The sequence below is a fragment of the Streptococcus mitis genome (assembly GCF_965111725.1).
In the GTDB taxonomy this organism is placed as follows: Bacteria; Bacillota; Bacilli; order Lactobacillales; family Streptococcaceae; genus Streptococcus; species Streptococcus mitis_DV.
In genome coordinates, this window is the sequence record NZ_OZ217341.1 from 782,384 (window position 1) to 807,150 (window position 24,767).

At 40.2% G+C, this 24,767-nt stretch carries 30 protein-coding genes; 23 read left to right on the forward strand and 7 right to left on the reverse strand.

The window, feature by feature from the left end; translation table 11 throughout:
* The first annotated feature begins 77 nt into the window (after positions 1–77).
* Positions 78–953: a pyridoxal 5'-phosphate synthase lyase subunit PdxS gene (pdxS, locus tag ACLV7Q_RS03905; protein ID WP_057487653.1), complete on the forward strand. Its 876-nt coding sequence runs from the start codon at positions 78–80 to the stop codon at positions 951–953.
* A complete protein-coding gene (pdxT, locus tag ACLV7Q_RS03910; RefSeq protein ID WP_218757974.1) occupies positions 954–1,535 on the forward strand; it encodes a pyridoxal 5'-phosphate synthase glutaminase subunit PdxT in 582 nt (193 codons plus the stop codon). It begins immediately after the preceding gene.
* 20 nt (positions 1,536–1,555) lie between these two features.
* On the opposite strand, the gene trhA is transcribed toward pdxT, so the two are convergent.
* Together trhA and ACLV7Q_RS03920 are read right to left on the reverse strand one after the other, a co-directional pair.
* Positions 1,556–2,203, reverse strand: coding sequence for a PAQR family membrane homeostasis protein TrhA (trhA, locus tag ACLV7Q_RS03915; protein WP_218757975.1), 648 nt, complete (start codon positions 2,201–2,203; stop codon positions 1,556–1,558).
* A complete protein-coding gene (locus ACLV7Q_RS03920) occupies positions 2,200–2,646 on the reverse strand; it encodes a DUF1836 domain-containing protein (RefSeq protein WP_218757976.1) in 447 nt (148 codons plus the stop codon). The genes trhA and ACLV7Q_RS03920 overlap by 4 nt, the downstream gene beginning before the upstream one ends.
* 134 nt (positions 2,647–2,780) lie before the next feature.
* Here ACLV7Q_RS03920 and ACLV7Q_RS03925 point away from each other — a divergent pair, with 134 nt between their 5' ends.
* The 7 genes from ACLV7Q_RS03925 to trxB all read left to right on the forward strand — a co-directional run bounded on the left by ACLV7Q_RS03925 (position 2,781) and on the right by trxB (position 7,133).
* Positions 2,781–3,275, forward strand: coding sequence for a GNAT family N-acetyltransferase (locus tag ACLV7Q_RS03925; protein ID WP_054393146.1), 495 nt, complete (start codon positions 2,781–2,783; stop codon positions 3,273–3,275).
* Entirely contained in the window at positions 3,275–3,784 is a 510-nt protein-coding gene (locus ACLV7Q_RS03930) for a methylated-DNA--[protein]-cysteine S-methyltransferase (protein WP_218757977.1), read from the forward strand. The genes ACLV7Q_RS03925 and ACLV7Q_RS03930 overlap by 1 nt, the downstream gene beginning before the upstream one ends.
* A gap of 12 nt (positions 3,785–3,796) precedes the next feature.
* On the forward strand, positions 3,797–4,153 hold the full coding sequence (locus tag ACLV7Q_RS03935) for an arsenate reductase family protein (protein ID WP_000889094.1): 357 nt from the start codon (positions 3,797–3,799) through the stop codon (positions 4,151–4,153).
* A 157-nt stretch (positions 4,154–4,310) separates the two neighbouring features.
* Positions 4,311–5,111 carry an amino acid ABC transporter permease gene (locus ACLV7Q_RS03940; RefSeq protein WP_218757978.1) on the forward strand — a complete coding sequence of 267 codons (801 nt, stop codon included), beginning with the start codon at positions 4,311–4,313 and terminating at the stop codon, positions 5,109–5,111.
* On the forward strand, positions 5,111–5,854 hold the full coding sequence (locus tag ACLV7Q_RS03945; protein WP_000590982.1) for an amino acid ABC transporter ATP-binding protein: 744 nt from the start codon (positions 5,111–5,113) through the stop codon (positions 5,852–5,854). Before ACLV7Q_RS03940 ends, ACLV7Q_RS03945 begins: the two co-directional genes overlap by 1 nt.
* A gap of 77 nt (positions 5,855–5,931) precedes the next feature.
* Positions 5,932–6,156 (forward strand): DUF4059 family protein, encoded by a 225-nt coding sequence (locus ACLV7Q_RS03950; protein ID WP_000926601.1) that lies wholly within the window; start codon positions 5,932–5,934, stop codon positions 6,154–6,156.
* A 65-nt stretch (positions 6,157–6,221) separates the two neighbouring features.
* Positions 6,222–7,133, forward strand: coding sequence for a thioredoxin-disulfide reductase (gene trxB / locus ACLV7Q_RS03955; protein ID WP_218757979.1), 912 nt, complete (start codon positions 6,222–6,224; stop codon positions 7,131–7,133).
* A gap of 38 nt (positions 7,134–7,171) precedes the next feature.
* On the opposite strand, the gene rlmB is transcribed toward trxB, so the two are convergent.
* The gene (gene rlmB, locus ACLV7Q_RS03960) at positions 7,172–7,900 is read right to left on the reverse strand and encodes a 23S rRNA (guanosine(2251)-2'-O)-methyltransferase RlmB (RefSeq protein ID WP_000855742.1); all 729 of its coding nucleotides are present in this window, start codon (positions 7,898–7,900) and stop codon (positions 7,172–7,174) included.
* A gap of 44 nt (positions 7,901–7,944) precedes the next feature.
* Positions 7,945–8,556 (reverse strand): peptide deformylase, encoded by a 612-nt coding sequence (gene def, locus ACLV7Q_RS03965; RefSeq protein WP_001272956.1) that lies wholly within the window; start codon positions 8,554–8,556, stop codon positions 7,945–7,947.
* Positions 8,557–8,664: 108 nt separating this feature from the next.
* Here def and ACLV7Q_RS03970 point away from each other — a divergent pair, with 108 nt between their 5' ends.
* The 7 genes from ACLV7Q_RS03970 (at position 8,665) to ACLV7Q_RS04000 (ending at position 14,378) form a co-directional block, all read left to right on the forward strand.
* On the forward strand, positions 8,665–8,823 hold the full coding sequence (locus ACLV7Q_RS03970) for a hypothetical protein (protein WP_225904753.1): 159 nt from the start codon (positions 8,665–8,667) through the stop codon (positions 8,821–8,823).
* Positions 8,824–8,926: 103 nt separating this feature from the next.
* The gene (locus ACLV7Q_RS03975; protein WP_218757980.1) at positions 8,927–10,246 is read left to right on the forward strand and encodes a CapA family protein; all 1,320 of its coding nucleotides are present in this window, start codon (positions 8,927–8,929) and stop codon (positions 10,244–10,246) included.
* 21 nt (positions 10,247–10,267) lie between these two features.
* Positions 10,268–11,095 (forward strand): HAD family hydrolase, encoded by an 828-nt coding sequence (locus ACLV7Q_RS03980; protein WP_218757981.1) that lies wholly within the window; start codon positions 10,268–10,270, stop codon positions 11,093–11,095.
* Between the two features lies 1 nt (position 11,096).
* A complete protein-coding gene (locus tag ACLV7Q_RS03985; protein ID WP_218757982.1) occupies positions 11,097–11,732 on the forward strand; it encodes an SGNH/GDSL hydrolase family protein in 636 nt (211 codons plus the stop codon).
* 83 nt (positions 11,733–11,815) lie between these two features.
* Positions 11,816–12,541, forward strand: a complete 726-nt coding sequence (locus ACLV7Q_RS03990) for a CppA family protein (protein WP_218757983.1) — start codon at positions 11,816–11,818, stop codon at positions 12,539–12,541.
* Positions 12,538–13,473, forward strand: a complete 936-nt coding sequence (locus tag ACLV7Q_RS03995; RefSeq protein ID WP_218757984.1) for a serine hydrolase domain-containing protein — start codon at positions 12,538–12,540, stop codon at positions 13,471–13,473. Before ACLV7Q_RS03990 ends, ACLV7Q_RS03995 begins: the two co-directional genes overlap by 4 nt.
* An 8-nt stretch (positions 13,474–13,481) precedes the next feature.
* Complete coding sequence (locus ACLV7Q_RS04000) at positions 13,482–14,378, forward strand: DMT family transporter (RefSeq protein ID WP_218757985.1); 897 nt, start codon at positions 13,482–13,484, stop codon at positions 14,376–14,378.
* Between the two features lie 148 nt (positions 14,379–14,526).
* Here the strand turns inward: ACLV7Q_RS04000 and ACLV7Q_RS04005 are convergent, their stop codons facing one another.
* Positions 14,527–15,225 carry a GntR family transcriptional regulator gene (locus ACLV7Q_RS04005; protein ID WP_000936191.1) on the reverse strand — a complete coding sequence of 233 codons (699 nt, stop codon included), beginning with the start codon at positions 15,223–15,225 and terminating at the stop codon, positions 14,527–14,529.
* A 141-nt stretch (positions 15,226–15,366) separates the two neighbouring features.
* On the opposite strand from ACLV7Q_RS04005, the gene guaA reads away from it, so the two are divergent.
* On the forward strand, positions 15,367–16,929 hold the full coding sequence (gene guaA, locus ACLV7Q_RS04010; protein ID WP_000065712.1) for a glutamine-hydrolyzing GMP synthase: 1,563 nt from the start codon (positions 15,367–15,369) through the stop codon (positions 16,927–16,929).
* A 75-nt stretch (positions 16,930–17,004) separates the two neighbouring features.
* Here the strand turns inward: guaA and ACLV7Q_RS04015 are convergent, their stop codons facing one another.
* Together ACLV7Q_RS04015 and ACLV7Q_RS04020 are read right to left on the reverse strand one after the other, a co-directional pair.
* Positions 17,005–18,195, reverse strand: coding sequence for a DNA-methyltransferase (locus tag ACLV7Q_RS04015; protein WP_218757986.1), 1,191 nt, complete (start codon positions 18,193–18,195; stop codon positions 17,005–17,007).
* On the reverse strand, positions 18,192–19,010 hold the full coding sequence (locus ACLV7Q_RS04020; protein WP_411865988.1) for an ApaLI family restriction endonuclease: 819 nt from the start codon (positions 19,008–19,010) through the stop codon (positions 18,192–18,194). The genes ACLV7Q_RS04015 and ACLV7Q_RS04020 overlap by 4 nt, the downstream gene beginning before the upstream one ends.
* 367 nt (positions 19,011–19,377) lie before the next feature.
* Between ACLV7Q_RS04020 and ACLV7Q_RS04025 the strand changes: the two genes are divergently transcribed.
* The 6 genes from ACLV7Q_RS04025 to nadE all read left to right on the forward strand — a co-directional run bounded on the left by ACLV7Q_RS04025 (position 19,378) and on the right by nadE (position 24,562).
* Positions 19,378–20,664 carry a peptidase U32 family protein gene (locus ACLV7Q_RS04025; RefSeq protein ID WP_218757987.1) on the forward strand — a complete coding sequence of 429 codons (1,287 nt, stop codon included), beginning with the start codon at positions 19,378–19,380 and terminating at the stop codon, positions 20,662–20,664.
* A 350-nt stretch (positions 20,665–21,014) separates the two neighbouring features.
* Entirely contained in the window at positions 21,015–21,224 is a 210-nt protein-coding gene (locus tag ACLV7Q_RS04030) for a helix-turn-helix transcriptional regulator (RefSeq protein WP_050242104.1), read from the forward strand.
* Positions 21,214–21,687 (forward strand): DUF6773 family protein, encoded by a 474-nt coding sequence (locus ACLV7Q_RS04035; RefSeq protein ID WP_218757988.1) that lies wholly within the window; start codon positions 21,214–21,216, stop codon positions 21,685–21,687. The genes ACLV7Q_RS04030 and ACLV7Q_RS04035 overlap by 11 nt, the downstream gene beginning before the upstream one ends.
* Positions 21,677–22,165 (forward strand): DUF6773 family protein, encoded by a 489-nt coding sequence (locus ACLV7Q_RS04040; RefSeq protein ID WP_218757989.1) that lies wholly within the window; start codon positions 21,677–21,679, stop codon positions 22,163–22,165. Before ACLV7Q_RS04035 ends, ACLV7Q_RS04040 begins: the two co-directional genes overlap by 11 nt.
* 115 nt (positions 22,166–22,280) lie before the next feature.
* Positions 22,281–23,741 (forward strand): nicotinate phosphoribosyltransferase, encoded by a 1,461-nt coding sequence (locus ACLV7Q_RS04045; RefSeq protein WP_218757990.1) that lies wholly within the window; start codon positions 22,281–22,283, stop codon positions 23,739–23,741.
* Complete coding sequence (nadE, locus tag ACLV7Q_RS04050) at positions 23,738–24,562, forward strand: ammonia-dependent NAD(+) synthetase (protein WP_218757991.1); 825 nt, start codon at positions 23,738–23,740, stop codon at positions 24,560–24,562. The genes ACLV7Q_RS04045 and nadE overlap by 4 nt, the downstream gene beginning before the upstream one ends.
* Positions 24,563–24,767: the final 205 nt, after the last annotated feature.

The following is a 24,767-nucleotide window of genomic DNA, read 5'->3' on the forward strand; positions in this document are numbered from 1 at the left end:
TTTTTTATCTTGTGATTCATTCTAATCTAGCTTAAAATGAAATGGTAGCTACCAATACAAATGATGAGGATAAAGAAATGACTGAAAATCGTTATGAACTAAATAAAAACTTGGCACAGATGCTCAAAGGTGGGGTTATCATGGACGTTCAGAACCCTGAACAGGCTCGTATTGCAGAGGCTGCTGGTGCGGCTGCTGTCATGGCCTTGGAGCGGATTCCAGCTGATATTCGTGCAGCTGGTGGTGTTTCTCGTATGAGTGATCCAAAGATGATTAAGGAAATCCAAGAAGCGGTTAGTATTCCAGTAATGGCCAAGGTCAGAATCGGGCATTTTGTTGAGGCTCAGATTTTAGAGGCTATTGAGATTGACTATATCGATGAGAGTGAAGTTTTATCGCCAGCTGACGACCGTTTCCATGTGGACAAGAAAGAATTCCAAGTTCCTTTTGTCTGTGGGGCTAAGGACTTGGGTGAAGCCTTGCGTCGTATCGCTGAAGGTGCTTCTATGATTCGTACAAAAGGAGAACCGGGTACGGGGGATATTGTTCAAGCTGTTCGCCATATGCGTATGATGAATCAGGAAATTCGTCGCATTCAAAACCTACGTGAGGACGAACTTTATGTTGCTGCCAAGGACTTGCAAGTCCCTGTAGAATTGGTTCAATATGTCCATGAGCATGGAAAATTGCCAGTTGTAAACTTCGCAGCTGGAGGTGTTGCAACGCCAGCAGATGCTGCGCTGATGATGCAATTAGGGGCAGAGGGTGTCTTTGTCGGTTCAGGTATTTTCAAGTCAGGAGATCCTGTTAAACGAGCGAGCGCCATTGTTAAAGCTGTGACTAACTTCAGAAATCCTCAAATCCTAGCTCAAATCTCTGAAGATTTAGGAGAAGCCATGGTTGGTATCAATGAAAATGAAATCAAAATTCTCATGGCAGAGCGAGGAAAATAGATGAAAATCGGAATATTGGCCTTGCAAGGTGCTTTTGCAGAACATGCAAAAGTACTAGAGCAATTAGGTGTTGAGAGTGTTGAAATCAGAAATTTAGAGGATTTTCAGCAAGATCAGAGTGATTTGTCGGGTTTGATTTTGCCGGGTGGTGAGTCTACAAGCATGGGCAAGCTCTTACGAGACCAGGACATGCTGATTCCCATTCGAGAAGCCATTCTATCTGGTTTACCAGTTTTTGGGACCTGTGCGGGTTTAATTTTGCTGGCTAAGGAGATTACTTCTCAGGAAGAGAGTCATCTAGGAACTATGGATATGGTGGTCGAGCGCAATGCCTATGGGCGTCAATTAGGAAGTTTCTATACTGAGGCAGAATGTAAGGGAGTAGGTCAGATTCCAATGACCTTTATCCGTGGTCCAATTATCAGTAGTGTTGGAGAGGGTGTAGAAATTCTAGCAACAGTTGATAATCAAATCGTTGCAGCCCAAGAAAAAAATATGTTGGTAACTTCTTTTCATCCAGAATTGACTGATGATGTGCGCTTGCACCAGTACTTTATCAATATGTGTAAAGAAAAAAGTTGAGATTGAATGTCTCAACTTTTTTACATGTAATAAACAATAGCGATGTATTGGAGGGCAGATGCGGCTAGGATAAAGAGATGCCAAATCATGTGGAAATAAGGTTTTTTCTTGGCGTAAAATCCAGCCCCAACTGTATAACAAAGTCCGCCAGTTACCATGAGACTCCAGAAAATGGGTGTTGTTTGACTGATGATGGCAGGAATGATAGTCAGAACCAACCAGCCCATAATCAGGTAAAGAGCAAGGCTAAATTTCTCATTGGCTTTTTTAGCAAAGATTTTATAGAGAATACCAAAGATGGTCGTTCCCCATTGGATGGCAATAATTAGATAGCCAAACCAGTTATTCATTAAGGTCAAGACGACGGGCGTGTATGAGCCTGCAATAGCAACATAAATCATCGAATGATCAATGATTCGCAAGACATATTTATGGGTCGAACCATAGGCCATAGAGTGATAAATGGTGGATGATAGAAACATGAGAAAGAGACTAATAACGAAAATGGAAACGCCGATAGAGGATAAAAATCCGTGTGTCTCATAGCTATAGGTGGATGAAATGGGGAGTAAGATGAGCATGATGACTGCACCTACGGCATGGGTCACGCTATTAGCAATCTCCTCTCCAAAACTGAGTTGTTTGCTGAGTTTAAGACTAGTGTTCATTGGATTACCTCCTCTTCAGTATGATGGATTAAGGCTAGAGTTTGATGATAGAGTTTAACGGTTTGGCAGCTGGTTTGGATAATGGGGTTAGCTGGGTTAATTCCTTGGTTCATGTAGTCCACAAAAGCATCGTAGAGTTGGTCTGAACTTGCTTGAGTTTGGAGAGTATTAAGTGTCTGGGCTATTTCTTGAATAGAGAATACCGACTTGAGGGTTGTGATAGCAATCAGACGGGCAATCTGTTGGCGTTGGTATTTTTTCTTGTCAGGCTTTGTCAGGTAACCATGTTTGACATAGTTATTGACCATGGATGCTGTTAGGCCCTTGTTTTTATCAGGAGAGATAGGGGCGCAGACCTGATTGACATAGAGCAAAACCTGGTCCAGATAGAGGTCAATGTTTGGAATTTCTGCCCATTTTGGGTAGGAAAAGGTAGTTTTCATTTTCAACTCCTTTTTATCTAGTTTTGATAACTAGATTATAAAATAACAAAAACAGAAAGTCAAGTTTTAACTGCTTGTAGAAAGACTTAAATTATGCTATGATGGGAGAAACTAGTCAGAAATGAGGAGAAAAGATGGAAATTCGTTTAGCTTTTCCAAATGAAGTAGATGCCATCATGCAGGTGATGGAAGATGCTAAAAAATGTTTAGCGGATGCTGGTAGTGACCAGTGGCAAAATGGCTATCCAAATGCTGATATTATTATTGAGGATATTATCTCGGGTCAAGCCTACGTAGCCTTGGAAGAAGGAGAACTACTAGCCTATGCTGCTGTGACCAAGAGTCCAGAGGCAGCCTATGAAGCCATTTATGAAGGAAACTGGCAAGCTGGAGAGTCAGAGTACCTAGTCTTTCACCGTATCGCTGTGGCAGCAGATGTGCAGGGACAAGGAGTTGCTCAGACTTTCCTAGAGGGCTTAATTGAAGGATTTGATTATCTTGATTTTCGCTCAGATACGCATGCAGAAAACAAGGCCATGCAGCATATTTTTGAAAAACTTGGTTTTAAACAGGTTGGTAAGGTGCCTGTTGATGGCGAACGCTTGGCCTATCAAAAATTGAAGAAATAATGCAAAAGAAGTACGCAAAAATACTCTACTCTTCGCCAATTGGCTCCCTTTCTCTTGTAGCTGATGACCATTATTTGTATGGAATTTGGGTGCAGGACCAGAAGCATTTTGAGAGGGGACTAGGAGATGAAATAATAGAAGAAGTTGTTAGTCATCTCATTTTAGACCCAGTTATTACTTGCTTAGATGCTTACTTTAAAGGAAAGTCTCAGGATTTATCCAACTTGCCCTTGGCTCCAATCGGAACAGATTTTGAAAAGAGAGTTTGGTCCTATCTACAGGGAATTCCTTATGGTCAGACAGTGACCTATGGACAAATAGCCAAAGATCTTCAAGTGGCTTCTGCTCAAGCAATTGGTGGAGCAGTGGGACGCAATCCTTGGTCTATCCTAGTACCTTGTCATCGGGTGCTGGGAGCAGGCAAGCGTCTGACGGGTTATGCTGCAGGAGTGGAAAAGAAAGCTTGGCTCTTGGAGCATGAAGGCGCAGATTTTAAAGATATAAAATAGAAAGAGAAACACATGTTAGAATTTATCGAATATCCAAAATGTTCAACTTGTAAAAAAGCAAAACAAGAATTAAATCAATTAGGTGTGGACTACAAAGCCGTTCATATCGTCGAAGAAACACCCAGCCAAGAAGTCATTTTAAACTGGCTAGAAACCTCAGGGTTTGAATTGAAGCAATTTTTCAACACCAGTGGAATCAAATACCGTGAATTAGGATTGAAAGATAAGGTAGGAAGTCTGTCAAACCAAGAAGCAGCTCAGTTACTAGCAAGCGACGGTATGTTGTTAAAACGACCCATTTTAGTAGAAAATGGGACTGTTAAGCAAATCGGTTATCGAAAACCTTATGAAGAATTGGGATTGAAATAGTTTTTATCTATCTCTTTGATAGATAAAATATATAACCTCCCTGTTTTAAAGTATGATAAACTAGTAGGTAGGCAAAGACTGTATCTGGCCGTAGCAAATAATTTCATTGACGGCAGAAGTATGGTAGAATGAATCATTATCAGGAGAGGATGTTTTTATGAATGTTACAACGATTTTAGCATCAGATTGGTACCAAAACTTGATGCAATTGATTCCGGATAGCAAGCTGTTTAGCCTGCGTTCGGTCTTTGATGGAATTCCAAGAATTGTCCAACAACTTCCAACAACGATTATGTTGACAATTGGTGGTGCCTTTTTTGGCTTGGTTTTGGCGCTTCTTTTTGCCATTGTGAAGATCAATCGTGTCAAGATTTTATATCCCTTGCAGGCCTTCTTTGTTAGTTTCTTAAAAGGGACACCGATTTTGGTGCAACTCATGTTGACCTACTACGGAATTCCTTTGGCTTTGAAAGCTCTCAATCAGCAATGGGGAACTGGTTTCAATATCAATGCGATTCCAGCCGCTGCTTTTGCGATTGTCGCCTTTGCTTTTAATGAAGCGGCTTATGCCAGTGAAACCATTCGTGCAGCGATTCTCTCAGTTAATCCTGGTGAGATTGAGGCGGCACGCAGTCTGGGGATGACCCGAGCGCAAGTTTATCGTCGAGTGATTATTCCAAATGCAGCAGTTGTGGCGACTCCAACCTTAATCAATTCCCTAATCGGCTTGACCAAGGGAACTTCCCTAGCCTTTAGTGCGGGTGTTGTGGAAGTCTTTGCCCAAGCTCAGATTTTGGGTGGTGCCGATTATCGTTACTTTGAACGCTTCATCTCCGTTGCCCTTGTTTATTGGGTAGTCAATATCGGAATTGAAAGCCTCGGTCGTTTCATCGAGAGAAAAATGGCTATTTCTGCACCCGATACAGTGCAAACAGATGTGAAAGGAGACCTTCGTTAATGATTAAGATTTCGAATTTAAGCAAATCCTTTTCAGGACAGACTGTCTTGGATCATCTGAACTTGGATATTCAAAAAGGCGAAGTTGTAGCCTTGATTGGTTCTTCAGGAGCTGGAAAATCAACTTTTCTTCGTAGTCTCAATTATCTTGAAACACCGGACAGTGGCTCTATTCAGATTGATGATTTCTCAGTTGATTTTTCTAAAATCACTCAAGAAGAAATCCTTGCCCTACGTCGTAAGCTGTCTATGGTTTTCCAACAGTTTAATTTGTTTGAACGCCGAACGGCACTTGATAATGTGAAAGAAGGTTTGGTTGTTGTTAAGAAATTATCTGACCAAGAAGCAACCAAGATTGCCAAGGAAGAGTTGGCTAAGGTTGGGCTTTCTGATCGTGAAAACCATTACCCTCGCCATTTATCAGGTGGACAGAAGCAACGGGTTGCCTTGGCGCGTGCTCTCGCTATGAAACCAGATGTCTTGCTCTTGGACGAACCAACTTCAGCCCTTGACCCAGAATTGGTCGGCGAAGTAGAAAAGTCTATTGCAGATGCTGCTAAGTCAGGTCAAACCATGATTTTGGTCAGTCATGACATGTCCTTTGTAGCCCAAGTAGCTGATAAGATTCTCTTCTTAGATAAGGGGAAAATTATCGAGTCTGGAACTCCGGATGAGATTATCCACCATCCGAAAGAAGAGCGGACAAAAGAATTCTTCGCTAGTTACAAACGGACTTATATTTGATATAATAGATAAAGAAAAACTCAGTTAGCTGGACTAGCTGAGTTTACTCTTTAAAAAAGATAGAAATGAGAGAAATCATGCTACTGCAACTATTTTCTTTATATTTCGAGAGTTTGATCTTGACCACCATCCTCGTCCTGGTTTTTTTAGGGATTTGGATTGGACTAAGAGCCATGTCAGGAGTTGATAAGACGGCCAAGGCTCGCCAAGCCCATCTCTATGATATGATTATGATTGGAGTCCTGGTTGTTCCAGTATTATCCTTTGCGGTTATGAGTTTAATTCTTGTTTTCAAAGCATAATCCTTGCGTGATTGACAAGAAAGAGTTAGAATAAAGATAGTTACAACAAGAAAGAAGGAAACTATATGTACGATACTATTATTATCGGTGCTGGACCTGCAGGGATGACTGCAGCCTTGTATGCTGCTCGCAGCAATCTAAAAGTGGCTTTGATTGAAGGTGGTCTGCCAGGCGGGCAAATGAACAATACCTCTGATATTGAAAATTACCCAGGATACTCTAATATCAGTGGGCCAGAATTGGCAGAAAAGATGTTTGAACCGCTTGAAAATCTTGGTGTTGAGCATATTTATGGCTATGTTGAAAATGTTCAAGACCATGGTGATTTTAAGAAAGTGATGACTGATGACCAAACATATGAAACACGTACCGTTATCGTAGCGACTGGTTCTAAACACCGTCCTTTGGGAGTACCTGGAGAAGAAGAACTGAACAGTCGTGGTGTTTCTTACTGTGCCGTGTGTGATGGTGCTTTCTTCCGTGACCAAGATTTGTTGGTAGTTGGTGGTGGAGATTCAGCTGTTGAAGAAGCCCTCTTCTTGACTCGTTTTGCTAAGACTGTTACCATTGTTCACCGTCGTGACCAGCTTCGTGCACAAAAAGTGTTACAAGACCGCGCCTTTGCGAATGAGAAAATCAGCTTTATATGGGATTCTGTAGTCAAGGAAATCAAGGGTGAAAACCGAGTAGAATCTGTCGTATTTGAAAATGTGAAAACAGGTCAAGTGACAGAACAAGCCTTCGGTGGCGTCTTTATCTATGTTGGCTTAGACCCTGTTAGCGATTTTGTTAAAGAATTGAATATCCAAGATCAGGCAGGCTGGATTGTGACAGATAACCACATGAAAACTGCAGTTGACGGTATCTTTGCAGTTGGAGATGTTCGCTTGAAAGACCTTCGCCAAGTAACAACGGCAGTTGGAGATGGAGCTATCGCCGGTCAAGAAGCCTATAAATTTATCACAGAACATAGTTAATCATAAAAAAGTTTCCAATCAGATGACTGGAAACTTTTTTATAGTCTATTTCGGAAAACTTCGTACATGAGAATGGCTGCAGCAACACTGGCATTGAGGCTTTGAACATGTCCATTCATGGGAATGGTAATCATTTCATCGACCTGTTTTTTGATGTTGCTAGAGATGCCTTTTCCTTCATTTCCGATGATGAGGGCGATTTTCCCTTTTGTATTCCACTTATGGCAAGGAGTACCGTTCATATCCGTTCCAAAGGTCCAGAAGCCTTCATCCTTAAGTTTATCTAAGGTTTGACTGAGATTGGTTACTCGGGCAATCGGAACGTGTTCAATAGCACCTGTGGCCGTTTTGGCAACGACAGGAGTAACACCGACAGCACGGTGCTTGGGAATGATGACACCTGAAACATTGGTCGCATCGGCTGTTCTCAGGATGGAGCCTAGGTTGTGAGGGTCAGTTAAGCCATCCAGAATCAACAGAAGTGGATTTTCTTCTTGGCGTGTTTTTGCTAGGATGTGATCCAACTCGCTATAGGCAAATTCAGACACTCGTAGAACAAAACCTTGGTGGACAGCACCTTCAGTCATCTCGGAGAGGGATTTTTTTGAAGTCCAAGAAATGGACACCTTCTTTTCTGTAGCCAGTTCCTTGACTTTCTCAACATTCTTACCTCGGAGATCTTCTTGGAGGTAAAGTTTGTTTCCAGTATTTGCAAGTAGGGCTTCGGTAACGGCGTGGACGCCGTAGACAATATCATTTGTTTTCATGCCTCTATTATAACACAAAACCCCGTCTTGCAACGGGATTTTCTTTATTCAAGAATTAGTAGACCATCTTTAACTGCAAATGGGTCTTTTTCATTGATACGGTCGTAAAACATGATTCCGTTGATGTGGTCAATTTCATGCTGAACAACGATGGAGTTGTAGCCTTTGAGTTTGATACGGTGTTTTTCTCCATCCTTGTCAAAGTAGTCAACAGTGACGCGAGCATGGCGCACCACATAGCCAGGCACGTTGCGGTCAACAGAGAGGCAACCTTCTCCTTCGCCAAGAGCAGCGTCTTGAACCGAGTGAGAGACGATTTTTGGATTGTACATAATGGCTTGTAAGTCGTAGGCTTCCTGCGGAGTTTCACCTTCTTCAACAATATTAGGCACCAAAACAGCGATAATGCGTTTTGAGATATCCAATTGAGGAGCAGCCAGTCCAACCCCACCGCGGAGCCCCATTTTTTCAGCCATGACAGGATCTTGGGAATGTTTAAGGAATTGCATCATCTTTTCGCCAAGAATGATTTCTTGGTCAGATAGGGGGAAAGTGACTTCCTCAGCAACCGCGCGTAGAGTTGGATTCCCCTCGCGGATAATATCGTTCATATCAATTAAGTGAGCAGCTTTTGTAATACGTTCTATAGCAGACATTTTCTCTCCTTTCATTACCTCTACATGATAACACAAAATGACAAGGATTGAAAGTATTACAGCCTTTAGGATTTATAGAAAATAGATAGGAAGTTCAATTCATACTCAATGAAAATCAAAGAGCAAACTAGGAAGCTAGCTGTAGGTTGCTCAAAGCACTGCTTTGAGGTTGTAGATAGAACTGACGAAGTCAGCTCAAAACACTGTTTTGAGGTTGTGGATAGAACTGACGAAGTCAGTTACATATACACGGTAAGGCGACGCTGACGTGGTTTGAAGAGATTTTCGAAGAGTATCAATTGTGAAAGAATTACTTATCTATGATATAATAAAAAGAAAAGGCTTGCATAAGAAAGTAGGGAGAATGAAGATGCAAAGAAGACAAGATAGAAATCAGGGTGGTTCAGCTTTTCGTTTTATGAAGGGCTTGGTAAACTTTTTTAGGAGTTATCGCAGGTGGAGCAATAAAGGATTTGTGGCGGTACTCTTGCTAGCAGTTGCTTTATCAATGGGCTTGGTCTTGTTGTTTGAAAGTTTCCAAGGCATGCCTCTGACCAGTCAAAAACGAGATACTATTTCTCAAGAAGGGACTAAGCAAAAGTCTCAGGAGCAGGAAGAGGAAAAATCTGCTAGAATTATGGCCAACGGAGATTTGCTCTACCACGATGGACTTTTCTTTTCAGCTAAAAAAGAAGACGGTACCTATGACTTTCATGAGAATTTTGAGTATGTGACACCTTGGCTTAAGCAAGCAGATTTAGCTATTGGTGATTTTGAAGGAACCATTAATAAGGATCATTATTTAGCAGGTTATCCTCTCTTTAATGCTCCTGCTGAAGTTATGGATGCCATTAAGGATGCAGGTTATCATGTGCTGGATTTAGCTCATAATCATATTTTGGATTCGCAAATTGAGGGAGTTATTTCAACGGCCGATATTATTGAGAAAGCTGGAATCACTCCAATCGGAGTTTATACGCATGAACCACGTGATCAGGCTCCGTTGGTCATTAAGGAAGTGAATGGTATCAAGGTTGCTCTTTTGGCCTATTCCTATGGTTTCAATGGCATTGAGCAGTATATTTCTCAGGAAGACTATAATCGTTATCTTTCAGATTTAAACGAAGATAAGATGAAGGCTGAAATTGAACGGGCAGAAAAGGAGGCAGATATCACCATTATCATGCCTCAGATGGGTGTTGAGTATCGATTGGAACCAACTGAGGAACAAAAAGCTCTTTATCACAAGATGATTGATTGGGGGGCGGATATCATCTTTGGAGGGCATCCTCACGTTGTTGAACCATCTGAAACGGTTGAAAAAGATGGAGAAAAGAAACTCATTATCTATTCAATGGGGAACTTCATTTCCAATCAACGAATTGAATCTATGGGAGATGAAGAAAATGCTAAGTGGACTGAACGTGGCGTTCTCATGGACGTGACCATTAAGAAGAAGGATGGAAAAACAACTATCGGAACAGCTAAAGCTCATCCTACTTGGGTCAATCGAACACCAAAGGGAACCTTTTCACCAGAAGGCTATCCTTTATATCATTATCAAACCTATATCTTGGAAGATTTCATCGAGGGTGGCAGTCATCGTGACCAATTAGATGAAGCGACTAAGGAACGAATTGATACAGCCTATAAAGAAATGAACGAACATGTGGGATTGAAGTGGGACTAGCTTGAATCCAAAGGAAAGTAAATGATGATTAAAGTAATTGCGACAGATATGGATGGGACCTTGCTGGATGCTAGAGGCCAGCTTGATCTCCCACGATTGGAAAAGATTTTAGATCAGTTGGATCAAAAGGGTATTCGTTTTGTCATCGCGACGGGCAATGAAATTCACCGCATGAGGCAACTACTGGAGCACTTGGTGTATCGAGTGGTTTTGGTTGTTGCAAACGGTGCTCGTATTTTTGAAAACAATGAATTGATTCAGGCACAGACTTGGGATGATGCCATTGTCGATAAGGCTTTGGCTCATTTCAAGGGCCGAGCGTGTCAGGATCAGTTTGTTGTGACGGCTATGAAGGGTGGTTTCGTCAAGGAAGGTACGATTTTTACAGACCTTGAAAGCTTTATGACTCAAGAAATGATTGAAAAATTCTACCAACGGATGCATTTTGTGGACGAATTAACCTCTGACCTCTTTGGTGGTGTGCTCAAGATGAGTATGGTTGTTGGTGAGGAACGTTTGAGTTCGGTCTTGGAAGAAATCAATGACCTCTTTGATGGCCGTGTTCGGGCTGTATCCAGTGGCTATGGTTGCATTGATATCCTCCAAGCTGGAATTCATAAAGCATGGGGCTTGGAAGAATTACTCAAGCGTTGGGACTTGAAGCCCCAACAAATCATGGCTTTTGGCGATAGTGAAAATGATGTTGAAATGCTTGAAATGGCTGGAATTGCCTATGCGATGGAAAATGCTGATGACAAAGCCAAAGCTGTTGCGACGGCTTTAGCGCCAGCCAATAGCCAAGGAGGAGTTTATCAAGTCTTGGAAAACTGGTTAGAAAAAGGAGAATGAAGTGGCAGTACAGTTATTAGAAAATTGGTTACTAAAGGAACAAGAAAAAATCCAAACCAAGTATCGTCACTTAAATCAGGTTTCTGTTGTAGAGCCAGACATTCTTTTTATTGGGGATTCCATTGTCGAGTATTATCCTCTGCAGGAACTATTTGGGACTGCAAAGACGATTGTCAATCGAGGTATTCGAGGTTATCAGACAGAGCTGTTACTTGAGAACCTCGATGCGCATCTGTACGGTGGAGCAGTAGATAAAATTGTCCTTCTGATTGGGACGAACGATATTGGAAAAGATATGCCTTTGAATGAGGCTCTCAATAATCTCGAAGTGTTCATTCAATCCATTGCTCGCGATTATCCATTGACTGAGATTAAATTGCTTTCTATTTTGCCAGTCAATGAGGGAGAGGAGTACAAGCAGACAGTCTATATCCGCACGAATGAAAAAATTCAGAAATGGAATCAAGCCTATCAAGAGCTTGCTTCTACCTATATGCAGGTAGAATTTGTGCCAGTTTTTGATAGTTTGACAGATCAGGTAGGCCAACTCAAAAAAGACTATACTACTGATGGGCTGCACCTCAGTGTTGCCGGTTATCAGGTTTTGACCAAAGCCTTGAAAGACTATCTTTACTAAATAGCTAAATAATGTTAAATTTGAGCATAATATCTTGTAAAAAATTCTAAAATCCTTTAAAATAAAAAGTGACGGAGGAATTTATGAATGTAAATCAGATTGTACGGATTATTCCTACTTTAAAAGTTAATAATAGAAAATTAAATGAAACATTTTATATTGAAACCCTTGGTATGAAGGTCTTGTTAGAGGAGTCAGCCTTTCTGTCACTAGGTGATCAAACAGGTCTTGAGAAGCTGGTTTTGGAAGAAGCTCCCAGTATGCGTACTCGTAAGGTAGAGGGAAGAAAAAAACTGGCCAGATTGATTATCAAGGTGGAAAATCCCTTGGAAATTGAAGGACTCTTATCTAAAACGAATTCGATTCATCGATTATATAAAGGTCAAAATGGCTACGCTTTTGAAATTTTATCGCCAGAAGATGATTTGATTTTGATTCATGCGGAAGATGATAGAGAAAGTCTAGTCGAAGTAGGAGAAAATCCAGAATTTCAAACAGATTTGGAATCAATTTCTTTAAGTAAATTTGAGATTTCTATGGAATTACATCTCCCAACTGATGTAGATAGTTTCTTGGAACTATCTGAAATTGGGGCATCACTTGATTTTATCCCAGCTCAGGGGCAGGATTTGATGATAGAAAATACAGTTACTTGGGATTTATCTATGCTCAAGTTCTTGGTCAATGAACTAGATATAGCAAGTCTTCGCCAGAAGTTTGAGTCTACCGAATATTTTATTCCTAAGTCTGAAAAATTCTTCCTTGGAAAAGATAGAAATAATGTTGAATTGTGGTTTGAAGAAGTATGAAGCGGACCAAGATTATTAAAAAGATAGAAGAACAAATCGAGGCAGGGATTTATCCCGGAGCCTCTTTTGCGTATTTTAAGGACAATCAATGGACGGAGGTCTATTTAGGCCAGAGTGACCCAGAGCATGGCTTGCAGACTAAGGCAGGACTGTTTTATGACCTAGCTAGTGTCAGTAAGGTTGTTGGGGTTGGCACAGTTTGTACCTTCTTGTGGGAAAACGGTCAATTAGATATTGACAGACCAGTAACCGACTTTTTATCTGAAAGTGATTATCCAGACATTACTATTCGCCAGCTCTTAACTCACGCAACAGATCTTGATCCGTTTATTCCCAATCGAGACCTTTTAACAGCTTCTGAATTAAAGGAAGCGATGTTTCATCTCAATAGACGAAGTCAGCCAGCCTTTCTTTATTCGGATGTCCATTTTTTGTTGTTGGGTTTTATCTTGGAAAGAATCTTTAATCAAGACTTGGATGTGATTTTACAGGAACAAGTTTGGAATCCTTGGAGAATGACGGAAACCCAATTTGGGCCTGTTGAGCTTGCTGTTCCAACCGTCAGAGGTGTCGAGGCAGGTCTGGTACATGATCCCAAGGCTCGCCTCCTGGGCAGACATGCAGGGAGTGCTGGTTTGTTTTCGACTGTAAAGGATTTACAAATCTTTTTAGAACACTATTTAGCAGATGATTTTGCAAGAGATTTGAGTCAAAATTTTTCTCCTTTGGATGACAAGGAACGTTCTTTGGCATGGAATTTGGAGGGAGATTGGCTAGACCATACGGGCTATACAGGTACCTTTATCATGTGGAATCGCCAGAAGCAAGAAGCGGCTATTTTCCTATCAAATCGTACCTATGAAAAGGATGAGAGAGCTCAATGGATTTTAGACCGCAATCAAGTGATGGACTTGATTCGTAAAGAAGAGTAAGGAGAGATATGTCAAACAGTTTAAAAGGGACTCTATTAACAGTTGTGGCAGGGATAGCTTGGGGCTTGTCAGGAACAAGTGGCCAATACCTGATGACACATGGAATTTCGTCTCTGGTTTTAACTAACTTACGACTTTTAATTGCCGGTGGAATTCTCATGCTCTTGGCTTATGCTACTGCAAAGGATAAAATGCTGGCCTTTTTAAAGGATAGAAAGAGTTTGCTGTCTCTTCTTATTTTTGCTCTAATTGGTCTCTTCCTCAACCAATTTGCCTATCTAACTGCTATTCAGGAGACCAATGCAGGAACAGCGACTGTGCTTCAGTATGTTTGTCCTGTCGGAATTTTAATTTATAGCTGTATCAAAGATAAGGTGGGACCGACACTGGGAGAGATTATTTCAATCATATTAGCCATTGGAGGGACCTTCCTGATTGCAACTCATGGGCAGTTGGACCAGTTATCCATGACACCTGCAGGCCTGTTCTGGGGGCTCTTTTCTGCTCTGACATACGCCCTGTATATCATTTTGCCCATAGCCTTGATTAAGAAGTGGGGGAGCAGTTTGGTCATTGGTGTGGGAATGGTCATAGCTGGTTTGGTCGCCCTTCCTTTTACAGGGGTTTTACAGACTGCTATCCCAACTAGTCTTGATTTTCTTCTTGCTTTTGCAGGCATTATCCTTATCGGGACTGTCTTTGCCTATACAGCCTTCTTAAAGGGAGCCAGTTTGATTGGACCGGTTAAGTCAAGTTTGTTGGCTTCAATTGAACCAATCTCGGCAGTTTTCTTTGCTTTCCTAATTATGAATGAACAATTTTATCCCATTGATTTTCTTGGCATGGCAATGATTTTAATTGCAGTCACTTTGATTTCGTTGAAAGATCTATTGTTAGAGAAATAAAAAAGACTCTTTGTCCGTGACAGAGAGTTTTTGCGTAGTATTTTATACTCAATGAAAATCAAAGAGCAAACTAGGAAACTAGCCGCAGGCTGTACTTGAGTACGGCAAGGCGACGTTGACGCGGTTTGAATTTGATTTTCGAAGAGTATTAATTATTTTCAAGATAAAATTCAAAACGTTCGCCTACATACTGACTTTTTACGTATTCAAAAGCAGTTCCATCTTCTAGGTAGGAAACCTGAGTCAGACCAAGAATAGCATGTCCTTTTTCAACTTCTAAATAGTGGGCGATTTTTTCCTTAGCAAGGCGAGCATAGATGGTCTGCTGTGATTTACCAATACGGTAGCCATGTTTTTGTAGAGTCTGGAAGAAATGACTAGTGATTTCTTCTTTTTTAAAGTCCTTAATGAATTTCTCAGGAATAGAAGCAACTTCATAAACCAGAGGGACTTGGTCGGCATAGCGGACCCGTTCCATTCGGATAATATTTTCCGTTGGAGAAATGCCTAACTTGGCAACTTCTTGCTCATTGGGGATGGTTTTTCTGTAAGAAATGAGCTGGCTAGAGGGAACTTTACCTTGGGACTTAACAATTTCAGTAAAACTGGTTGTCCCTCGCATCTTTTCTTGTACCCGAGTACTGGAAACAAAGGTGCCGCTTCCTACACGACGCTCTAAAACGCCTTCTTCGACTAATAGAGATACAGCTTGGCGAAGGGTCATGCGACTGACCGCAAACTGCTCTGCTAAATCTCGTTCACTGGGAAGCCTCTCCCCAATGGCCCAACGATGTTCGTCAATATCCTTTTTAATCTGATCATGGATTTTCATATAAGCGGGTAGCATATTTTTCACTTCATTTCTATCTTTTCTCTATTGTACCCTAATAAACTAGAAAAAGTCAATCTTCGCCTTGTTTAGTTGGTAATTCGCCCTTATTTGTGATAGAATATTGAAAAAAGATATTTCTTTTGAGAAAGGAAAAAGATGAGCAACATATCAACTGATTTGCAAGATGTAGAAAAAATCATCGTATTGGACTATGGTAGCCAATACAACCAGCTGATTTCACGCCGTATCCGTGAGATTGGTGTTTTTTCAGAACTAAAAAGCCATAAAATTTCAGCTGCTGAAGTTCGTGAAATCAATCCTGTGGGAATCATCCTTTCAGGTGGTCCAAACTCTGTATATGAAGATGGTTCATTCGATATTGACCCAGAAATCTTCGAACTTGGAATTCCTATTTTGGGAATCTGTTATGGTATGCAGTTATTGACCCATAAACTTGGAGGAAAAGTTGTCCCTGCAGGTGACGCTGGAAATCGTGAATACGGTCAATCAACCCTAACTCACACACCATCAGCTCTTTTTGAATCAACACCAGACGAGCAGACTGTTTTAATGAGCCATGGTGATGCAGTTACTGAGATTCCTGCTGACTTTGTTCGTACTGGAACATCAGCTGACTGCCCATACGCAGCCATTGAAAACCCAGATAAACACATTTACGGTATCCAATTCCACCCAGAAGTTCGTCATTCTGTATACGGAAATGATATCCTTCGTAACTTTGCCCTTAACATCTGTAAGGCTAAAGGTGACTGGTCAATGGATAACTTCATCGATATGCAGATCCAAAAAATCCGTGAGACTGTCGGTGATAAACGTGTCCTTCTTGGTCTATCAGGTGGTGTTGACTCTTCAGTTGTTGGAGTTCTTCTCCAAAAGGCTATTGGCGATCAATTGATCTGTATCTTCGTGGATCACGGTCTTCTTCGTAAAGGAGAAGCGGACCAAGTTATGGACATGCTTGGTGGTAAGTTTGGTTTGAATATCGTCAAAGCAGACGCTGCTAAACGTTTCCTTGACAAACTTGCTGGCGTTTCTGACCCAGAACAAAAACGTAAAATCATTGGTAATGAGTTTGTCTATGTATTCGATGACGAAGCAAGCAAGCTCAAAGATGTGAAATTCCTTGCTCAAGGTACCTTATACACAGACGTGATTGAGTCTGGTACGGATACAGCTCAAACTATCAAGTCACACCACAACGTGGGTGGTCTTCCAGAAGATATGCAGTTTGAATTGATCGAACCACTCAACACTCTCTATAAAGATGAAGTTCGTGCCCTTGGTACAGAGCTTGGTATGCCAGACCATATCGTATGGCGCCAACCATTCCCAGGACCAGGACTTGCTATCCGTGTCATGGGAGAAATTACTGAAGAAAAACTTGAAACAGTTCGTGAGTCAGACGCTATTCTTCGTGAGGAAATTGCTAAAGCTGGCCTTGACCGCGACATCTGGCAATACTTCACAGTGAACACAGGCGTTCGTTCAGTTGGTGTTATGGGTGACGGCCGTACGTACGACTACACGATTGCAATCCGTGCTATTACCTCTATCGATGGTATGACTGCTGACTTTGCCAAAATTCCTTGGGAAGTGCTTCAAAAAATCTCTGTTCGTATCGTAAATGAAGTGGACCACGTTAACCGTATCGTCTACGATATTACAAGTAAACCACCTGCAACAGTTGAGTGGGAATAATTTTAAACTAACAAAAAATGCTTTGAAATCAGTGTTTCAGAGCATTTTTTGTTCTTTCTGTAAATAATTTGCAAACTATAGTAACTGTTGACTTTTACTTAACCATTTTTCGATTGTAAGTTCAAAATGGTCAATTACTATTATATTTTCAGGAATCGTATCAAAATCAAATAATAAATTATCTGAATGAGTTTTTATAACTACTCCAAAATCAAGTTTTTTAGAGTTTATAGCATTCTGTAATAAAGAGATACTCTCATTCAGACATTCATTATTCTTTTGAATTTTTATAGGTATCGGTTTTTTTTGAAAATGTTTAGGTAAAAAACCATCAATTCCTTTATTTCTTTGAACAATTTTTGCCTGTAATAATTTAAGAATGTTTTCCTCTTCCTCAGTTTTGGTTCTATATGCTTCGATTCCTTTATTCAATAAATTTGAACTTGTTTTTATAACATTTTCAAGACGTTGCTGAGTTATATTGATAGCTTCCTCAGATAAATCAATCCCCATATAATTTCTATTCAAAATCTTGGAGGCTACTAAAGTAGTTCCACTTCCACAGAACGGGTCTAAAACTATATCATTTTTATCAGTAGCAATCTTTATAATTTGTTCTAATAACAGAATAGGTTTTTGTGTAGGATAACCTACTCTTTCTTTAGCTTTTGGATTAAGAAATGGTATATTCCAAACATCTGAAAGGGGAACTCCATTTTTCTCTTTTGCTAGAATATAGTTACCATTATTATCAACTTTATATATAGTTTTAGAGTTTCCATCTCGTTTTCGTTCCACTAGTATTTGGTCGATATTTGTAGTAGAAGAATACTCTGTAAAAATTGTATTAAATTTAAAATCTTTTGACTTTGAATAAAAGTAAATGTTTTGATGATTGTTCAATAATCCCTTTTTTGAATTAGACCACCGTTTATAGTTCCATATAATTTCGCTTTGAAACATATCTGCTCCAAAGATATTATCTAAAATTAATCTAATATGATGATTTGCAATTTTATCACAATGAACGAAAATACTGCCACTATTTTTTAGCACTCTTTTGCATTCTTCTAATCTTACAGACAAAAATTCTTTGTAATCCTCAATCGAAGTCCATGTATCTTCGAATGAATACATAATATTTTTGTTATTAGATAATTTTTGGGTTTTCTGTGTAAAGAAAGGAGGGTCCATATAGATTAAATCAATACTTGAGGATTCAATAGTTTTTAATATTTCTAAGTTATCTCCTTTTAATACTGTCATTTTGATTTTACCCCTGTTTTTTTATCTGCAATATCTGTTAGAATACTAAGTAAATCAATACCGGTCACTGCTCTTAAATGTTCCCAGGCAGAATCTCCATAATAATATTGTCCTCCAATACCGTTATACAATGTTTCTAAAGTTTGCTGAATTTTTATAGCTTGAGTTCTATTTGGATAGTAGAACATTAACCGAATTGGTATATATCCTTTGTTATGAATAACTTTTATTCTAGTGTGTTCTTTAGTTATATGGTCTCCATCTGTAGTTGCATCCCGCCATTTTATTTCGTATGCGTGTTTTTCTTCAACTAAACAATCAATTTCAAAAGTCTTAGGTTTTGTACCTTCAGAATTAGGAATTTTAACTTTTTTAGCATTTTCTGTACCAAATTTTTCGTTAAAGCATAGTACTGCAGCTTCTTCTAAAAATGAACCAGCATATTTGTATAAAAAACGACCTTTATTTTGATACAAATCGATATTTTCTCCTTCTTCAAATGAAATACCTAAAACTCTGTATATCAAATAATGGCTCTTATTATCATTTGCCATTTCACGAACTCTCTCTTGAACGTTGATGTTTAAGTTATCAGAATATTTCTTAGCTAATTTTTCGATTTTTTCTTTTAATTCGGTCATTTCTATCCCCTTGTTATAAATAAAATTATAGCTATATCTATTATAACATGGTTTAATAAATTCTTTGAGCATTTTTCTTTTTAAATATTGATTGTTTCTAAAAGTTCTAGTAATATTGCTATTTCCCATTTTTCCACATATGTTATTCAACTTATTAGCTACTTCTCTATTCATATTTGGGTATAAAACAACAAATCAATTCTAACAGTTTTATATCAGAATAATAAATAAAAAAGCGATATTCTAGGCTGTATCAATCCTTTTCCATTATATGAGCAATAGAATGGGAATAGTCATCTAAGGACTAATTTATGTAGTTTAATGAGCCAGTATCTTTGGGTACTGGTTTTTTACTATATATGATATGGATTTTTGACGACTTGCTAAGACTAGGTTAATTTTCGACAAATTAACAGTTAGTTTGTAAGCCTTAAAAGATTAGAATTGTCAAAACAATCTGTCTAGGCTTGATTTTATCACTTATTTACTATAAAATGAGAAGGAAAAACGTCAAACTTTTATATTGCAAATAGGAGAAAACATGACAAAAACATTAAAACGTCCTGAGGTTTTATCACCTGCAGGGACTTTAGAGAAGCTAAAAGTAGCTGTTCAGTATGGAGCAGATGCTGTCTTTATTGGTGGTCAGGCCTATGGTCTTCGTAGCCGTGCAGGAAACTTTACCTTTGAACAGATGGAAGAAGGTGTCCAGTTTGCGGCCAAGTATGGTGCTAAGGTTTATGTGGCTGCCAACATGGTTATGCACGAAGGAAATGAAGCTGGTGCTGGTGAGTGGTTCCGTAGACTGCGTGATATCGGGATTGCAGCAGTTATCGTATCTGACCCAGCCTTGATTATGATTGCAGCGACAGAAGCACCAGGTCTTGAAATCCACCTCTCTACCCAAGCCAGTGCCACTAACTATGAAACGCTTGAGTTCTGGAAAGAACTGGGCTTGACTCGTGTCGTTTTGGCGCGTGAGGTTTCGATGGAAGAATTAGCTGAAATCCGCAAACGTACAGATGTTGAAATTGAAGCCTTTGTCCATGGAGCTATGTGTATTTCTTACTCTGGTCGTTGTACACTTTCAAACCATATGAGTATGCGTGATGCTAACCGTGGTGGTTGCTCTCAGTCATGCCGTTGGAAGTATGACCTTTACGATATGCCATTTGGGAAAGAACGTAAGAGTTTGAAGGGCGAAATTCCAGAAGAATTTTCAATGTCAGCCGTTGACATGTCTATGATTGACCATATTCCAGATATGATTGAAAATGGAGTGGACAGTCTAAAAATCGAAGGACGTATGAAGTCTATTCACTACGTATCAACAGTAACCAACTGCTACAAGGCGGCTGTGGATGCCTATCTTGAAAGTCCTGAAAAGTTTGAATCTATCAAACAAGACTTGGTGGACGAGATGTGGAAGGTTGCCCAACGTGAATTAGCAACAGGTTTCTACTACGGTACACCATCTGAAAATGAGCAGTTGTTCGGTGCTCGTCGTAAAATTCCTGAGTACAAGTTTGTCGCAGAAGTGGTTTCTTATGATGATGCGACACAAACAGCAACTATTCGTCAACGGAACGTGATTAACGAAGGCGACCAAGTTGAGTTTTATGGTCCAGGTTTCCGTCATTTTGAAACTTATATCGAAGATTTACACGATGCCAAAGGCAATAAAATCGACCGTGCTCCAAATCCAATGGAACTCTTGACTATTAAGGTGCCTCAACCTGTTCAAGCAGGAGACATGGTTCGTGCATTAAAAGAAGGACTCATCAATCTCTACAAAGAAGATGGAACCAGCGTCACAGTTCGTGCTTAATGTAGTTGTTTAGTTTTAAAAAATTATGCAAAGCTCCATATACAACACCTAAACGAGATTAAAGAATGGCGAAATCCCTTGATGTGCAAGGGATTAGCTGTCCTTTTTTATTTTTTAAGTGATAAAGTCGGAGCTTAGGTATCAAAGCCTATCAAATTAAACAAAGAAGCGATGCCGTCGATATTTTGAAATCCTATATTTAAACGTAACACTCTCTATTTTTTTATGGTAGAGAGTTTTTTGTTAATAAAATTTCACAAAATGACATTTATATATTGCATTAAGTTAGATATATGATATAATGTTGTTAAAAAGAGGCGCAACTTTTTAAAATTATAAGGAGGACGCAGGTGGCTAAAAATTTAAAATTAAAATTAGCTCGTGTAGAGCTTGATTTAACTCAAGGTCAACTGGCAGAGGCTGTGGGGGTGACGCGCCAGACTATTGGTTTGATAGAGGCGGGAAAATACAATCCCAGTCTCTCGCTCTGCCAGTCCATTTGCAGATGTTTAGGGAAAACCCTAGACCAACTATTTTGGGAGGAAGAAGATGAAGAATAGAAAAAAACTTGTGATCAAAGATGAACGTACGGAAAAATTGGATGGAAAGATTTCAGGAAAAATTCTCTTTGGAATGTTCCTATTTTTGGCACTGGAAATTTTTGCCAAAGTTTATATTTTCAATTTAACACTTCTGTCCTATTTGCCAGAATTACTTTTATTGATTGGAGTTGGTTTGTATGCCATTATTCGCCGCATGTATGTAGGAATTGATATTCGAGATATTGTTGAGAATACTGGAAAAGAAAGAATTTTATCTGCTTTGGGATTTTCTATAGTGATTTTACTGATTGATATCGTAGGTAATCGAGAGGAACTAGTCAGTCTATTGACTTGGAAGTACTCCCTAAAAGTGATCCTAGCAGTTATCATCTATCTCGTTGGGAGTTATTCTATGGATAGAGTTATCCTATACTTGAATCGCAGAAATCAGCAAGTTTGGGAGGAAGAAGATGGTAAATAAATTTATTCATTATCAATTACTTGACGAAAGAGAAGAACAACTAATCAATAAAGCTGGGGCAGAATCCTTTTCACTCTTTATTGGGCTTGTACTTCTAAGTTATTTGGTGGCTGTGTTGGCTCCATCTCTTTTTAATCCGAATTTTCTAGTCTATACTCTGATAGTAGGAATTTTCTTCTTTTTCAATCGTGCCCGTTATCTGGGAGTGACCTACTATAGTCGTTTTCATTTTACGATTTTGGGTTGTTTTTTCTTAACATTGGCTATTACAACTCTCTTGATGTTGCAGAATTATCAATTCAACATAGAAATTTATCAGCACAATCCTTTGAACGTTAAATACCTATCTGCTTGGGCAATTACTTATGTCATTTACCTTCCTTGGGTTTTTATTGGTAATCTTGGTCTGAAGAGCTATGGAGAATGGGCCCAGAAAAAGTTTGAACAAGATATGGATAAACTGGAGAGTGGAGAATAGCTTGTTGCTCTTTTCTCAATACAGCTAAAATGTGATATAATAGTACTAATTTATTGGAATATGTGAAAGTTCTTGAAAATTTTCATGAGTTTCTAGCTAAGGAAGTAGGAAAAGTATGTATCCAGATGATAGTTTAACATTGCACACGGACTTGTACCAGATTAACATGATGCAGGTTTACTTTGACCAAGGGATTCACAATAAGAAGGCGGTCTTTGAGGTGTATTTCCGCCAACAGCCTTTTAAGAACGGCTATGCGGTTTTTGCAGGTTTGGAAAGAATTGTGAACTATCTTGAAGACTTGCGTTTTTCAGATAGTGATATAGCCTATTTGGAGTCGCTTGGTTATCATGGGGCGTTCTTGGATTACCTCCGCAATTTCCAGTTGGAGTTGACTGTTCGTTCTGCCCAAGAAGGGGACTTGGTTTTTGCTAATGAACCGATTGTGCAGGTGGAAGGCCCTCTAGCCCAATGTCAGTTGGTCGAAACGGCTCTTTTGAACATCGTCAACTACCAAACCTTGGTGGCGACGAAGGCAGCTCGTATTCGTTCGGTTATTGAAGATGAACCCTTGATGGAGTTTGGGACACGTCGGGCTCAAGAAATGGATGCGGCTATCTGGGGAACACGCGCAGCGGTGATTGGTGGCGCCAATGGAACTAGCAACGTGCGTGCTGGTAAACTCTTTGATATTCCTGTCTTGGGGACTCACGCCCATTCCTTGGTGCAGGTTTATGGCAATGATTATGAGGCTTTCAAGGCTTATGCTGCGACCCACAAAAATTGTGTCTTTCTTGTGGATACCTATGACACCCTTCGCATCGGAGTTCCAGCTGCCATTCAGGTGGCGCGTGAGCTGGGTGACCAGATTAACTTTATGGGTGTGCGGATTGACTCTGGGGATATTGCCTACATTTCCAAGAAAGTCCGTCAGCAACTGGACGAGGCTGGATTTACAGAGGCTAAGATTTATGCTTCAAATGACCTAGATGAAAATACCATCCTCAACCTCAAGATGCAAAAGGCCAAGATTGATGTCTGGGGTGTGGGAACTAAGCTGATTACAGCCTATGACCAGCCAGCTCTTGGGGCAGTTTACAAGATTGTGGCCATCGAAGATGAGAATGGGAACATGCGCAATACGATTAAGCTGTCTAATAATGCGGAAAAAGTGTCTACGCCAGGTAAGAAGCAGGTGTGGCGCATTACCAGTCGTGAAAAAGGCAAGTCAGAAGGCGACTACATCACTTATGATGGTGTGGATGTGAGCGACATGACAGAAATCAAGATGTTCCATCCGACTTATACCTACATCAAGAAGACCGTTCGTAATTTTGATGCTGTTCCTCTATTGGTGGATATCTTCAAAGACGGAAAATTGATTTACAACCTGCCTAGCTTGACTGAGATTCAGGACTATGCCCGTAAGGAATTTGACAAGCTTTGGGATGAGTACAAGCGTGTGCTTAATCCGCAGCACTATCCAGTGGATTTGGCGCGTGATGTATGGCAGGATAAGATGGACTTGATTGACAAAATGCGTAAGGAAGCCCTTGGTGAAGGAGAAGAAGAATGAGTTTGCAAGAAACGATTATCCAAGAGCTGGGTGTCAAACCGGTGATTGATGCTCAGGCAGAAATCCGTCGTTCCATTGATTTCTTAAAAAGATACTTGAAAAAGCACCCCTTCCTTAAAACTTTTGTACTAGGGATTTCTGGAGGGCAGGACTCAACCTTAGCAGGACGTTTGGCCCAACTGGCCATGGAAGAACTGCGAGCAGAAACGGGAGATGACAGCTACAAATTTATCGCTGTCCGTCTGCCTTATGGAGTGCAAGCTGATGAAGCAGATGCTCAAAAAGCCCTAGCCTTCATTCAGCCAGATATCAGTTTAGTGGTGAATATCAAGGAGTCTGCAGATGCTATGACAGCTGCAGTTGAAGCGACAGGTAGTCCTGTTTCAGACTTCAACAAGGGGAATATCAAAGCCCGTTGCCGTATGATTGCTCAGTATGCTCTGGCAGGTGCCCATAGCGGAGCGGTCATTGGAACAGACCACGCCGCGGAAAATATCACAGGTTTCTTTACCAAGTTTGGTGACGGTGGTGCGGATATTCTCCCTCTTTATCGCCTCAATAAACGCCAAGGAAAACAACTCTTGCAGGAACTTGGTGCAGACTCAGCCCTTTATGAAAAAATCCCAACAGCAGACCTAGAAGAAGACAAACCCGGCCTAGCTGACGAAGTCGCCCTCGGAGTCACTTATGAAGAGATTGATGACTACCTAGAAGGCAAAACAATCAGCCCAGAAGCCCAAGCAAGAATCGAAAACTGGTGGCACAAAGGCCAACACAAACGCCACCTACCAATCACCGTATTTGATGACTTTTGGGAGTAAAAAGGTCCGGGGGACCTTTTTAGCTTCTTGCTTAGAAACTCGAGAGCAAGAATAACCTCCAGTGGAGGTTTTTACCCTGAGCCTAGAAATGAGAAAACGAGGCAGAATAGGTAACTTGAAGAGTTCGATTTCGTCGTCTCACCCCCGCAACGATGACTAGGTTTGAAAAAGCTTGCTAGAGCGCATTTCAAACCAGATAGCGACT